General features: G+C 58.7%; 12 protein-coding genes. All 12 read left to right on the forward strand.

From position 1 onward, the window contains the following. Window positions 1-180 precede the first annotated feature (180 nt). The 12 genes from RVM24_RS02980 to RVM24_RS03035 all read left to right on the forward strand — a co-directional run bounded on the left by RVM24_RS02980 (window position 181) and on the right by RVM24_RS03035 (window position 12,764). Window positions 181-1,419, forward strand: a complete 1,239-nt coding sequence (locus tag RVM24_RS02980) for a sensor histidine kinase (protein ID WP_286254699.1) — start codon at window positions 181-183, stop codon at window positions 1,417-1,419. Between the two features lie 25 nt (window positions 1,420-1,444). Continuing rightward, on the forward strand, window positions 1,445-2,902 hold the full coding sequence (locus RVM24_RS02985) for a sigma-54-dependent transcriptional regulator (RefSeq protein ID WP_286922433.1): 1,458 nt from the start codon (window positions 1,445-1,447) through the stop codon (window positions 2,900-2,902). Between the two features lie 252 nt (window positions 2,903-3,154). Then, window positions 3,155-3,523 carry a flagellar hook-basal body complex protein FliE gene (gene fliE / locus RVM24_RS02990; protein ID WP_072677674.1) on the forward strand — a complete coding sequence of 123 codons (369 nt, stop codon included), beginning with the start codon at window positions 3,155-3,157 and terminating at the stop codon, window positions 3,521-3,523. 15 nt (window positions 3,524-3,538) lie between these two features. Beyond that, entirely contained in the window at window positions 3,539-5,242 is a 1,704-nt protein-coding gene (gene fliF / locus RVM24_RS02995) for a flagellar basal-body MS-ring/collar protein FliF (RefSeq protein WP_286922432.1), read from the forward strand. Beyond that, on the forward strand, window positions 5,235-6,281 hold the full coding sequence (gene fliG, locus RVM24_RS03000) for a flagellar motor switch protein FliG (protein ID WP_106695392.1): 1,047 nt from the start codon (window positions 5,235-5,237) through the stop codon (window positions 6,279-6,281). The genes fliF and fliG overlap by 8 nt, the downstream gene beginning before the upstream one ends. Then, a complete protein-coding gene (locus RVM24_RS03005; protein WP_431474935.1) occupies window positions 6,281-7,171 on the forward strand; it encodes a flagellar assembly protein FliH in 891 nt (296 codons plus the stop codon). The genes fliG and RVM24_RS03005 overlap by 1 nt, the downstream gene beginning before the upstream one ends. After that, window positions 7,152-8,543 (forward strand): flagellar protein export ATPase FliI, encoded by a 1,392-nt coding sequence (gene fliI, locus RVM24_RS03010; protein WP_431474936.1) that lies wholly within the window; start codon window positions 7,152-7,154, stop codon window positions 8,541-8,543. The genes RVM24_RS03005 and fliI overlap by 20 nt, the downstream gene beginning before the upstream one ends. Further along, window positions 8,543-8,986, forward strand: coding sequence for a flagellar export protein FliJ (gene fliJ, locus RVM24_RS03015; protein WP_058090172.1), 444 nt, complete (start codon window positions 8,543-8,545; stop codon window positions 8,984-8,986). Before fliI ends, fliJ begins: the two co-directional genes overlap by 1 nt. A gap of 133 nt (window positions 8,987-9,119) precedes the next feature. Further along, window positions 9,120-9,425: an STAS domain-containing protein gene (locus RVM24_RS03020; RefSeq protein ID WP_058090171.1), complete on the forward strand. Its 306-nt coding sequence runs from the start codon at window positions 9,120-9,122 to the stop codon at window positions 9,423-9,425. Beyond that, window positions 9,400-11,193, forward strand: a complete 1,794-nt coding sequence (locus RVM24_RS03025) for a SpoIIE family protein phosphatase (protein ID WP_431474937.1) — start codon at window positions 9,400-9,402, stop codon at window positions 11,191-11,193. Before RVM24_RS03020 ends, RVM24_RS03025 begins: the two co-directional genes overlap by 26 nt. Then, window positions 11,186-11,536 (forward strand): Hpt domain-containing protein, encoded by a 351-nt coding sequence (locus tag RVM24_RS03030; RefSeq protein ID WP_431474938.1) that lies wholly within the window; start codon window positions 11,186-11,188, stop codon window positions 11,534-11,536. Before RVM24_RS03025 ends, RVM24_RS03030 begins: the two co-directional genes overlap by 8 nt. Window positions 11,537-11,621: 85 nt before the next feature. Then, window positions 11,622-12,764, forward strand: coding sequence for a flagellar hook-length control protein FliK (locus RVM24_RS03035; protein WP_431474939.1), 1,143 nt, complete (start codon window positions 11,622-11,624; stop codon window positions 12,762-12,764). Window positions 12,765-12,893 lie beyond the last annotated feature (129 nt).

A 12,893-nucleotide genomic window follows, 5' to 3' on the forward strand; every position in this document is an offset into this window, starting at 1 on the left:
AAGGTTTGTAACCTTCGGCGCCGTTCGCATTTCTGACCGACGGAAACTTGTCGGTCTCCAGTTTGTATTTTTCTTAACACTCTAAAAAATATAATAAAATTCAAGTTGGCACAGTGTTGGCTTTACCAAACCTGAACGAAAGATCCGTTGGCCCGGTCAGGGCTCGTCAGGGGGAAGGTTATGAGTCACGCACGCGTTGCCATGGAATCCGGTCACCAGAAGTCAGGTGCCAATGCCGCTGCTGATGTTAATGACAAGGTCACCGCTCTGTTTCCACAACAGGGTGATGAGGCCGTGGACTCTGCGCTTGAGTTGTTTAATCGCATGTCCCGGCAGATTACCGACTCCTACCGAACCCTGGAATCCCGCGTAAACCAGCTTTCCGGTGAACTCTCCCACGAGACGCTTCAGCGTCAACAGGAGTTGGAGGAAAAGGAACAGTTGGCAGACCGGTTGTCGACTCTGCTCAAGGCCCTGCCGGCTGGCGTGGTGGTGCTGGATCAGCAAGGCGTGGTCAGCCAGTGCAATCCGGCGGCCATTGCGCTGTTGGGGGAGCCCCTGGATGGCGAGCGTTGGGTGGATGTTATCCGACGCTGCTTTTCTCCCCGCAGCGATGACGGTCACGAAGTGTCCCTCAAAGATGGCCGGCGCGTCAGCATTGAAATCCGGACCATGGAAAACCAGCCCGGCCAGTTGATTCTGTTAACCGACCTGACCGAGACCCGGCAGCTGCAGTCGCAATTGGCCCATGCCCAGCGCCTGTCTGCCATGGGCCGGATGGTGGCGTCCCTGGCCCATCAGATCCGCACTCCGTTGTCTGCCGCCATTTTATACGGCGGTCACCTGAGCCAGCCGGATCTGGACGAAGAGCTGCGTCAGCGGTGCGCTTCACGACTGATGTCGAGGTTGACTCACCTGGAGCAGCAGGTGCGGGACATGCTGATTTTCGCCCGTGGCGAAACCCGCCTGGCGGAGGAGTTGTCGGCCGGCAAGCTGGTGGTCTCCCTGTCAGCGGCCGTTGAGGGCCTGAAACCCGCCAGTGGTATTGATGTGACACTGGACAGCCGGATAGATGACCAGTGCCGATTGATGTGCAACCGCGATGCCCTGGTCGGCGCCTGCATGAACCTGGTGAACAACAGCCTGGAAGCCGGTGCCACCGACGTGCAAGTTCAGCTGGCGTCCTCCGCTCAAGGTATGGAGATACGGGTGCTGGACAATGGCCCGGGCTTTTCGAAAGAGCAGTCTGGAAGGATCACCGAAGCATTTTACACCACCAAGTCTCACGGCACCGGTCTAGGCCTGGCCGTGGTGCAGGCGGTGGTCAAGGCCCATAATGGCCGGTTTTCTATTTTCTCGCCGGAGCAGGGCGGCGCAGTGGCGACACTGCAGCTGCCGACCCTGGCCGACAGAGCATAACGAATAGACGTTGGAGGCAGATACCATGGCGAAGGCCCAGATTCTGATTGTTGAGGATGACAGGGACCTGCGGGAGGCGCTGGTCACGACCCTGGAGCTGGCAAAGTTCCGGGTGCGGGAAGCTGCCAGCGGCCAGGAGGCGCTGGCAGCCCTGGCTCGCGACCCCGTCGATATGGTGGTCAGCGACGTCAACATGCCGGGAATGTCTGGTCACGAGCTGCTGGCGGAAGTACAGCGTCATTATCCCGGGCTGCCGATGATGCTGATCACTGCCTATGGCCAGATCAGCCACGCGGTGTCTGCCATGCAGTCCGGAGCCATTGATTATCTGGTCAAACCCTTCGAGCCTCAGGTTCTGGTGGAGGCGGTCACCAGGGTGGTTGGCGGAGCAAAACCCAAATCCGGTGACGAACCGGTGGCGGAAGATCCTATCAGCAAAAGAATGTTCCAGTTGGCGGCGAAAGTTGCCGGCAGTGATTCCACGGTCATGATCTCTGGCGAGAGTGGCACCGGTAAAGAAGTGCTGGCCCGCTACATTCACCAGCAGTCGCCCCGGGCAGACCAACCCTTTGTGGCGATTAACTGTGCCGCCATTCCCGAGAACATGCTTGAGGCCATACTGTTTGGTCATGAAAAAGGAGCCTTCACCGGTGCGGTGGCGTCGTCCCCGGGCAAGTTTGAGCAGGCCAATGGCGGCACCATCCTGCTGGACGAAATTTCCGAAATGGAGCTTGGCTTGCAGTCTAAACTCCTGCGGGTGTTGCAGGAGCGTGAAGTGGAGCGGGTAGGGGGGCGAAAAACCATCCCACTGGATGTTCGTGTCGTGGCAACCACCAACCGCGACCTGGCGGATTACGTCCGTGAGGGCAAGTTCCGTGAAGACCTGTATTACCGGCTGACCGTGTTTCCCATGCACTGGCAGCCTCTGAGGGAGCGGCCGCTGGATATACTGCCGCTGGCCAAGTCCCTGCTCAAGAAGCACTGTCGGAAAATGAAACTAACGGGTATTGCCCTGGCGGAGGATGCGCGCAAGGCACTGATCAGCCACCGCTGGCCCGGTAATGTTCGCGAGCTTGATAATGCCATTCAGCGGGCACTGGTGCTGCAGCAGGGTAATGTGATTCACGAGGGCGATTTGTGCCTGGAGCTGGGGATCACTGGCCGGGCCGATTTCAGTTCACCGGGTTTGCACAGTATCGCACCACAGATTCATCACCAGCCGTCAGAGCCCGAACCCAGCCAGTCCGTTCCGATGGAGTCGGCACCGGAACCGCTCAGTGAAGAGCTTCACGAGGCCGGTTCACTGGGGGATGATCTGCGACAGCAGGAGTTCCGTATTATTATCCAGACGCTCAGGAAAGAACGGGGCCGTCGTAACCGGGCAGCAGAGCAACTGGGGATCAGTCCCAGAACGCTCCGCTACAAGCTGGCCCAGATGCGCGATGCCGGAATCGACCTTGAGTCCGAACTTGCGTTGGCCTAAAAGCCGTTTTTGTTTGTTGTCGAGACCTATACTCCTTCGGGCACCCTACGGGGTGCCGTTTTTTTTACGCGCCTGTCCTTGCTACCTGTCTCCGTCAAATGTCCGTCACTGATTAACGCCCTCTGACATTAATGATCCTCAATCTATTGAATTAGAAAGGTAAAGTGTTCCTGGCCTGCCATTTGCTTAGTCCTCTCCATGTAACGAACAAGTGAAGCCCGAGGGCTTAGCCTGGTTAGTGTGGAGAGAACTATGGTTCAGCGTGCCGACATCAACAGCGTTCTGTCAGATATCCGTTCCCTGCGTTCCCAGATGATGCAGAACCAGCGTATTGAGCAGGATCAATCGGTTCGTGGCCGTGTTGACGGCCCGCGCAACGTTCAGGAACCCCGGGAAATTCCCAGTTTCAGCGATATGCTGGGCAATGCGGTCAACAGTGTGAATGATGCCCAGAAGCAGGCCAACGACCTGCGCACGGCTTACGACATGGGAGACCCCAATGTCGATATTACCCGAGTGATGATTGCTGCCCAGAAATCCAGTGTGTCTTTCGAGGCCCTCACCCAGGTGCGTAACCGGGTGGTACGAGCGTACGAAGACATCATGAATATGCCGATCTGATAACGGAGCACCCGCATGGCAAGCGTACCAGCACAAACCACTGCCTCTGACGTGCCGGCAACCCAGGACGCGGATGCACCTGAAAGCCGCAGCAACCTTCTGCTGGGTTTCAACCGCCTGAACCTGTTGCGACAGGTTGGCCTGATGGTCGGCCTGGCGGCCAGTGTTGCGCTGGGGGTTGCCGTGGTGCTTTGGGCCCAGGAGCCCAACTACCAGCCGGTTGTGGGGGATCTCTCTGCCTACAACCCTCAGGATGTCACGACGATTCTGGACAGCAATGGCATCAAGTACCGTATGGACCCGCGCACCGGCGCGCTTCTGGTTCCCTCCAATGAAGTTCATAACGCCCGCCTGAAACTGGCCGCCGAAGGGGTGACCGATCGGCGCACCATCGGTTACGAGTTGCTGGATCAGGACCGGGGGCTGGGTACCTCCCAGTTCATGGAAACCATCAGTTATCGCCGTGGTCTCGAGGGTGAGCTGGCCCGCACCATCGCCACCATGCGTGGTGTGCGCAATGCCCGGGTACACCTGGCCATTCCCGAGCGTTCGGTGTTTATCCGCGATGCCCGGGAGCCGACGGCGTCGGTGTTCCTGGAAGTGTTTGCCGGTCGCCGGCCCGAACAGGAACAGATCCGTGCCATTGTTAACCTGGTCGCCGGCAGCGTGCCGATGATGAGCCGGGAACAGGTCACGGTGGTGGACCAGAACGGCAATCTGCTGACCGGGGACGAAACCCGGGCCAATGCCGACCAGATGAAAGACCAGTACGAGTATACGGCGCGGGTTGAAGACCGCCTGACGCGCCGGGTAGCGTCAATGATTGCGCCGATTGTCGGCAATGGCCGCTTCCGCACGGAAGTCACCGCAGATCTCGATTTCTCCGCCGTGGAACGGGCGGAAGAACTGTACAACCCGGAACAGCAGGCGGTGCGCAGCGAACGTGAGCTGAGCGAACAACGCGGTGCCGGCGCGAATGGCGGTATTCCCGGTGCGCTCAGCAACCAGCCCCCGGGCAATGCAACCGTGCCCGAACAGGTAGCGGGCCAGGAAGGCGATGGTGCTCCGGCGGCACCTCCGGTGAATGTGCGTCGTGAATCCACCCGAAACTACGAACTGGACCGCACCGTCAGCTATACCCGTCAGCAGTTGGGCGGTATCAAGCGGGTAACCGTTGCTCTGGCAGTGGATGACATGAAGGTGGTGAACCCGGAAACCGGGCAGGTTAGCTACGAGCCCTGGCCGGAATCCGAACTTCAGCGCCTGAGTATGCTGGTGCGGGATGCGGTCGGTTACTCGGCAGCCCGAGGCGACAGTGTGACGGTGATGAACACGGCGTTTTCACCGGAAGATGCGGTGGAGTTTGACACGCCGGGATTCTGGGAACAGCCCTGGTTCTGGGATCTTATGAAACAGATTCTGGCCGGTCTGGTGATTCTGATTCTGGTGTTGGGGCTGCTGCGACCGACGTTGAAAAGTCTGTCTGGTGCCGGCAGCAGGGAGCGTGGCGAAGATTCGGATAGCGGAAGCTACGGTGGGCTTGGCGGTATTGAAGGCGGCGATGCACTCAGAGAGGCAATGTCATCGCAGGATGACCTTCTTTTGCCTGGCGCCACAGACGGCTATGATAGGCAGGTTAATGCACTCAAAGGCCTGATTGCGGAAGACCCGGCCAGGGTTGCTCAGGTCATGCGCCAGTGGGTGAATGTCGATGACTGAAGAGAATGCTCAGTTCCAGGGGGATAATGCCCCCAGAAAACAGCAGCGCAAGATTCCGCGTGTGGAGCAGGCGGCCATACTGTTAATGTCCCTGGGTGAAGCAGACGCCGCCGAGGTGCTCAAACACATGGGCCCGAAAGAAGTCCAGCGCGTGGGCGTTGCCATGGCCCAGATGAGGGACATCAGTAAAGACGACGTTACCTTTGTGTTGAACCAATTCGTCGAGGCCGTGGGCGGCCAGACCGGGCTCGGGGTTGGTAACGACGATTACATCCGGGCCATGCTGACCCAGGCCCTGGGCGATGACAAAGCCGCCAGCCTGATTGACCGGATCCTTGTGGGTGGCAATACCACGGGCCTGGATACCCTGAAATGGATGGAGCCACGGGCCGTTGGCGATATTATCCGTTACGAACACCCACAGATTCAGGCCATCGTCATTTCCTACCTTGATCCGGACCAGGCCGCCGAAATTCTGGCAACCCTGGATGAAAAAGTCCGGCTTGATGTCATGATGCGAGTAGCCTCTCTGGAAAGCATCCAGCCCCAGGCCCTGCAGGAACTCAACGACATCCTCGAAAAACAGTTCTCTGGCGGTTCCGCAGCCCAGACCAGCCGAATAGGCGGTGTCAAGCGGGCGGCGGATATCATGAACTTCATGGACCGTGGCATTGAAGGCAACCTGATGGACTCCATCAAGGACATGGACCCGGACCTTGCCTCCACCATTGAAGACCTGATGTTTGTCTTCGACAACCTCAAGGAAGTGGACGACCGCGGCATTCAGGCGCTGCTCCGGGAAGTATCTTCGGAAGTGCTGGTGGTTGCGCTCAAGGGCGCTGATGACGCAGTTCAGGATAAGATCTTCAAAAACATGTCCAAGCGCGCTGCTGAGCTTCTGCAGGACGATCTGGAAGCGAAAGGTCCGGTGAAAGTCAGCGAAGTGGAAGCTGCCCAGAAGGACATCATTACCGTGGCCCGCCGTATGGCAGAAGCCGGTGAGATATCCCTCGGCGGTGCCGGTGAAGAAATGATGTGATGAAAGATTCAGACCAGGACACCAAGCGTATTCCAAAAGAACAGCTGACCGCCTGGGAACGGTGGGAACTTCCCCTGCTTGATGAGCGGGGCAATCAGGTGGTTCAAGAGCAGGAAGTTAAACCGCTGACGGCGGGGGATCTTGAAGAGATTCGCCAGGCGGCCAGGGAAGACGGCTTTCAGGAAGGCCGGGAGGCGGGTTACCAGGACGGCTTCGAGAAAGGTCGAGCGGACGGTCATCAGCAGGGGCTTCAGGCCGGTGAAGCAGAAGGTCGGGAACAGGGCCAGCAGCAGGCCGAAGAAGCGACCCGAAAGGAAGTGGAATCCCGTGTTGATCGCCTGGAGCATTTGCTTGGAGAACTGGTGTTGCCGATACAGCGCCATGAGGAAGAACTGGAATCGGTATTGGTCAACCTGACCACCGTGCTGGCCAGGGCGGTGGTTTACCGGGAGTTGAGCCTGGACTCCTCCCAGATTCGCCAGGTGGTCCGTAAGGCCCTTGCGGCGTTGCCTTCCACTGCAGATAACCTCCGAATACATATTCACCCGGATGATCTTGAGCCGGTTCGCGAAGTGGCCGAACGGTTGGAGGTCAGCCCCTCGATCATCGAAGACGACACCCTGATGCCTGGCGGATGTAAAGTAGAGTCCCGCCACAGTCTGGTGGACTACACTGTTGAGAAACGCTTTCAGCGGGCGGTACAGGGCATGCTTGAGGAGCAGTTGAATGATCGCGCCGGCGTCGAAGATGAAGAGCTGGGTTCGATCATGGGAGACTTGAGCGATTTTCATCGGGACGTCCTGAGCGAATCCGACATGACCAGTCCCGAGACTGATTTGCCGAAAACCTCACCACAGCAGGGCGAGGACGATGACCTACCGCCTGGCTGACCGCCTGCGCCAGCTGGAAGGCGCCATTGTCGCTGAACCCGAACCTGAATTGTCTGGTCGGCTCACCCGCATGGTGGGGCTGACACTTGAGTGTGTTGGCTGCCCGATGGTGGTGGGTGATCGTTGTGTGATCCAGGGCGAAGGCGCTGGTAGCGTGGAAGCGGAAGTTGTCGGGTTCGAGGAAGACAAGGTTTACCTGATGCCGCTGACGGCCATCGAAGGCTTGAAGCCCGGCGCCAGGGTGATTCCGCTGTCGTCGGCCAGCCTGGTGCCGGTGGGCCCGCAAATGCTGGGGCGGGTAGTGAACGGTGCCGGCGATCCGTTGGATGGCAAAGGGCCTTTGCAGGCTGAGGCCAGGGTCCAGCTGACCGGAGACATCATCAACCCGCTGAACCGGGCCCCCGTTCGTCAGTCCATGGACGTGGGTATCCGGGCGATCAACGCCTTGCTGACCGTGGGCCAGGGCCAGCGGCTGGGGCTGTTCGCCGGCAGCGGCGTGGGTAAAAGTATGCTGCTTGGCATGATGACCCGGTTTACCGACGCCGATATCACAGTGGTTGGCCTGATTGGTGAGCGGGGCCGGGAGGTCAAGGAGTTCATTGAGGACATTCTGGGCGAGGAAGGTCTGGGCCGCTCGGTTGTGGTGGCTGCACCGGCGGATGATTCACCGCTGATGCGGTTGCGGGCCGCTATGCTGACCACCCGTATTGCCGAGTACTATCGTGATCAGGGTAAGCGGGTGCTGCTGCTGATGGATTCACTCACCCGTTATGCCCAGGCCCAGCGAGAAATAGCCCTGGCCGTTGGGGAACCGCCGGCTACCAAAGGCTATCCGCCCTCGGTCTTCGCGAAATTGCCACAGTTGGTTGAACGGACCGGCAACGGACGCCCAGGTGGTGGCTCCATCACCGCCTTTTATACCGTTCTTACAGAAGGCGATGACCAGCAGGATCCGATTGCCGATGCTGCCCGGGCGATTCTGGATGGCCATATTGTGTTGTCCCGCCGGTTGGCCGAAGAGGGCCATTACCCGGCCATCGATGTGGAAGCGTCTATCAGTCGGGTAATGCCTCAGGTTACCGAAGCCGAACATTTCTCCCGCGCCCAGCGGTTCAAACAGGTGTATTCCCGTTACCAGCAGGCTCGGGATCTGATCAGTGTGGGTGCTTATGTCAAGGGCTCTGACCCTGAAACTGACTTTGCAATTCAGCACATCGGTAATATGCGGCAATTCCTGCAACAGGGGCTGAACGAGTCCGCCCCCTTGAGCGAGAGCATAGAACAGTTGCTGGAGGTGGTTCCGGAGCGCCGCTCGCCAGAACGGCGCAAGACGGCCGTTCATAACCCCGCCGCTGAGCGTGGTGAAGGTTAATGTTGCGCTCGAAGCGGCTGGAACCGGTACTCGCCCTGGAAGAACGTAAGGAGCAGGAAGCCCTGGAGCGCATGGGTGAGGCCCGCAAGCTGGCTGAAGCGCATCGGGAACAGGTGGAAAACCTGGAACGCTATCAGCAGGAATACCGTGACCAGATCCGTGCCAACCAGCAGGGGGTGGTGCCCGTGGCTCGCCTGCAGGCCTGGCAAGCCTTTATTGCCCAGCTCGATCAGGTGATTGCCCAGCAGAACCGCCAGTTGCAGCAGGCCGAGCAGGTGTTCGAGGTTCGCCGCAAAGAGTGGCAGCAGGCCTGGGAGAGACGTCGGGGCATGGAAAAGTACATTGAATCCTGTCGCCAACAGGAACAGCGGGACCAGGACATGAAGGATCAGAAGTTGGCGGATGAAGCCGCCGGCCGTGCCTTCGCCCGCCGAAATCGATGACATGCCGGGTTGATCTCAATCAGTAATGTCAGATGCATTTTTCGCTAACTTGGCTATGCTTACCCAGATACGGTAGAAGCTGAACAGGGAGAACTGCCATGATCGTTGAACACAGGGGCCGGGGGGTGATGGAATGCCAATAGAAACGCGCCGGAGTGACGACGGTCAGACTCTGACAATTCGGGTAGAGGGCCGTTTTGATTTCAGCACTCATCAGGCCTTCCGAGACGCTTATGAGCACAGTGATGCCAGCGTCAACCGTTATGTGATCGACCTCTCCGACACCACTTACCTCGACAGCTCCGCCCTGGGTATGTTGCTCCTGTTGCGGGACCATGCCGGTGGAGACAGTGCCAGTATCTCTATCGAGAACTGCAACAGCGATGTCCGGCGCATCCTCTCTATCTCCAATTTTGAGCAACTCTTCAGCATCGGCTGAGGCCGACGCCCTGAAGGTACTGATCGCTGAAGACAGCGACTGTGACCGGTTGATCCTCTCTGCCCTGGTTCGGCGACTTGGCCATCAGGTTGTTGAGGCCAGGGACGGCGTAGAGGCGGTTGCCATGTTCTGTGATCATCAGCCGGATATCGTCCTGCTGGATGCGCTGATGCCCAGAATGGATGGCATGGAGGCGGCCCGGCAGATCAAGGCCCTGGCCGGTGAACGTCTGGTCCCCCTGATTTTCCTGAGTTCCCTGTCCGATGCCACTGAGCTGGCCCGTTGCCTGGAGGCTGGGGGTGACGATTTTCTGGTGAAACCCTATAACCGGGTGATCCTGGAAGCCAAGATCAATGCCTTCAATCGCATGCGCAAGATGCACCAGGTGTTATCAGACCAGCGAGACCAGATCCGCCGGCAGCATGAACAACTGGTAGAGGAACAGATGGTCGCCCGGCGGGTATTCGACAACGTTGCCCATACTGGATGCCTGAATGCCCCCCATATTCGCTATCACGCTTCCCCGCTGTCTGTCTTCAATGGCGATGTACTGTTTGCGGCGGAACGTCCCGGGGGCGGTACATTGATCTTTCTGGGAGATTTCACTGGCCATGGCTTGCCTGCGGCCATCGGCGCCATGCCCGTTGCCGAGATTTTCTACGGCATGGCAACCAAGGGGTTTGGCGCGGGGGACATTCTCTCTGAGATCAATCGAAAGCTGAAGAAGATCCTGCCGGTGGGGATGTTCTGTTGTGGGGCCATGCTCGATGCTGATTTCAAGCTGGGCCAGCTGCGCGCCTGGAATGGCGGATTGCCGGATGGCTGGTTGGTGCGTGCCAATGGCAAACACCTGACCATCCCCTCCCGGCATTTGCCGTTGGGGGTCCAGGCCCCCGATCAGTTCCAGGCCTCCATGACGGTGCTGCCTGTGCAACCTGGAGACCAGGTTGTCATCATGACCGATGGCTTCTCGGAGTCACGTAATGTCCGGGGTGAGCAATTCGGGGAAGCAGGCGTGCACCGGGTTCTGGCGGATCTTGAACCACCAAAGGAGCCCTTTGATGCGCTGATGGAGCACATCCGCATGTTCACCGGAAAACCGGATGCCGCGGATGATCTGACGCTATGTGTGCTGGAAATCATTCATCACGAACAGCTCCAGGCATGGACTGACCGGGCGCCGGAATCGGCGCTGTCCGGGCCGGTCGACTGGCACTGTGTCTATGAAGTGCGAGAGCGAACGCTAGCGGATTTCAACCCGCTACCCCTACTGCTCCACATTTGTATGGAGGTCCCCGGTCTTCGTCGCAAGAGCGGTGAGGTTTATACCCTGTTGTCCGAGCTCTACAACAACGCCCTGGAACACGGCGTGCTCGAACTGCCGTCGGATTGGAAAACATCCCCCGACGGATTTGGCCACTACTACAAAGAAAGAAGACGGCGGCTGGCCCATACCAACGGCCACTATATCCGGTTTGCCCTGAGCCATCAGCCCACGGATACCGGCGGTCGGTTGCATGTGGTTTGTGAGGATAGCGGGCAGGGCTTTGATTTTGAGAGTTATTCTGAGAAGGTGTTGGAACAGAGGTTGCCGCCCGGTACACGTTATGCGGGCCGCGGCCTTGAACTATTGCGCCGGATGACCCGGCAGTTGAGGGTGCATGGGCGCGGCAATCATGTAGAAATCGTTTATGATTGGGAGTCAACCGCACTCGCCGACAATGCGCCTTCCGGCCACAACGATACGCAGAGGATTGCAGATGACTGACAAACCACATCTTGACGAAGAGGCGTTGGCTGAATTGCAGGATGTCATGGAAGATGAGTTTGAAGTATTGATTCAGACCTATCTCGCAGACTCGCGAACGCGCCTGGACAGCCTCAGGCAGAACCTGGAAGCAGGCGACGCCGATGCCTTTGCCAAAACGGCCCACAGTTTCAAGGGCAGCTGTATCAATATCGGTGCTCCGTGTCTCGGGGCATTGTGTATGGAGGCGGAGCAGGCGGGTAAAGCTGGCAACCTGGATGAAGCAGAACCCATTGTCAAAGCCATAGAGGTGGAATTCTCAGAGGTAACCACACGGCTGACATCCTTTGGTGAATCAACCTGAGGCTTGTTCTGGCATCGCTTTTGCAATCTTCTGCTCAGAGCCCGATTGCGGGTAACTCAGGTTGATAAAGCGGCAAGAGGTTGCCATGCAGCAGATGATTCTTCCCCAAGCGCCAGCTCCAGGGGCACAGAAGGACACAGCGACTAACAAACCGGCGGGCAATCGGGATTCCGGCTCTGAGTCGCGGTTTGACGAGGTATCCCGTGCAGAAAGAAAGCGCCTGGACCAGAAGCAGACAGATCGACAGGATCAGAGCCGCGCGGTTCAGGACAAGCGCGAAGCCCGGCGTGCCGACAAGAAAGACGCCAATGCGCCCAAAGAGTCCACTGCCTCGGAAAGTGCCGACAAGCCGGGCTCCCCGGTTACAGAGGCTAAAGAGCCCGGTTCACAGCGCACTGCGGCCAAACAGGAGGAGCCTTCTCAGATAGACTCTGTGCCCATGACCTTCGCAAGCCTGCAGTCCTTGCTGGTGCCCGCAGGCAATCCCTTGCCGGCTACCGATGCCGATCCCCTGATGAATCCCGCCCTGATGCCGATGGCTGGCATGCAAGGCGCCATCAATGGCCAGAACGGACAACAAGGCCCGGCTACCACCACCATGAATCTGAGTACGCAATTAACTGACTTGTTGTCTGCCGGCGTGGCCGGTGAAAGTACAAGACCGGTTGATCCCGCCAACCTGTTGTCGGCCCCCAGGTTCCAGGGAGCCCTGGAGGTTGCTTCACAACAGGCGGCCCAGCCCGCACGGCTGGCGGCAGAGGGCACGGTGCCCCTGAAGGGATATGCCACATCGGTGGAGGTGCCCGTGGGGCAGGCGGAATGGGGCGATAAGGTGATGGGCAAGCTCAGCTGGCTGACCGCCCGAAACATGTCCGTGGCAGAAATTCACCTGACGCCACCGGATATGGGACCGATGGAGGTAAAGGTTCGGGTACAGAATGACCAGGCCAACATCACCGTGCACGCCGCCAACCCGGTTGTACGGGAGCAGCTGGAACTCAACTCCCACAGGCTGCGGGATATGCTGGGGGAGCAGGGTTTGTCTCTGAGTCAGTTTGATGTTTCCGACCAGCCCGGCAGGCAGGGTGGTGAGCAGGGAGATGGTTCCGGAGAGCATGCGTCGGCTGGTGAGAGTGGCGGGCCGTTGACCGGAGATACGGATGAGTCCCTGCAAGAGATGGCTGGCCTCGACCTGGGCTGGAAGGGTGAGGTGGATGTGTTTGCCTGATTTTGTTCGTTTTCTGACCGCTTTCCGTTAACTCTCCAATCCTCTTTGCCCATCCCCTCCGGCAACGCTAAACTGCGGTTCTGAACCGGGGGGATGGGAGTTCTGGCCCGCCCCTTGCATTAATCATGG

It is taken from the genome of Marinobacter sp. KM021 (genome assembly GCF_050707965.1).
Classification (GTDB): Bacteria; Pseudomonadota; Gammaproteobacteria; order Pseudomonadales; family Oleiphilaceae; genus Marinobacter; species Marinobacter shengliensis.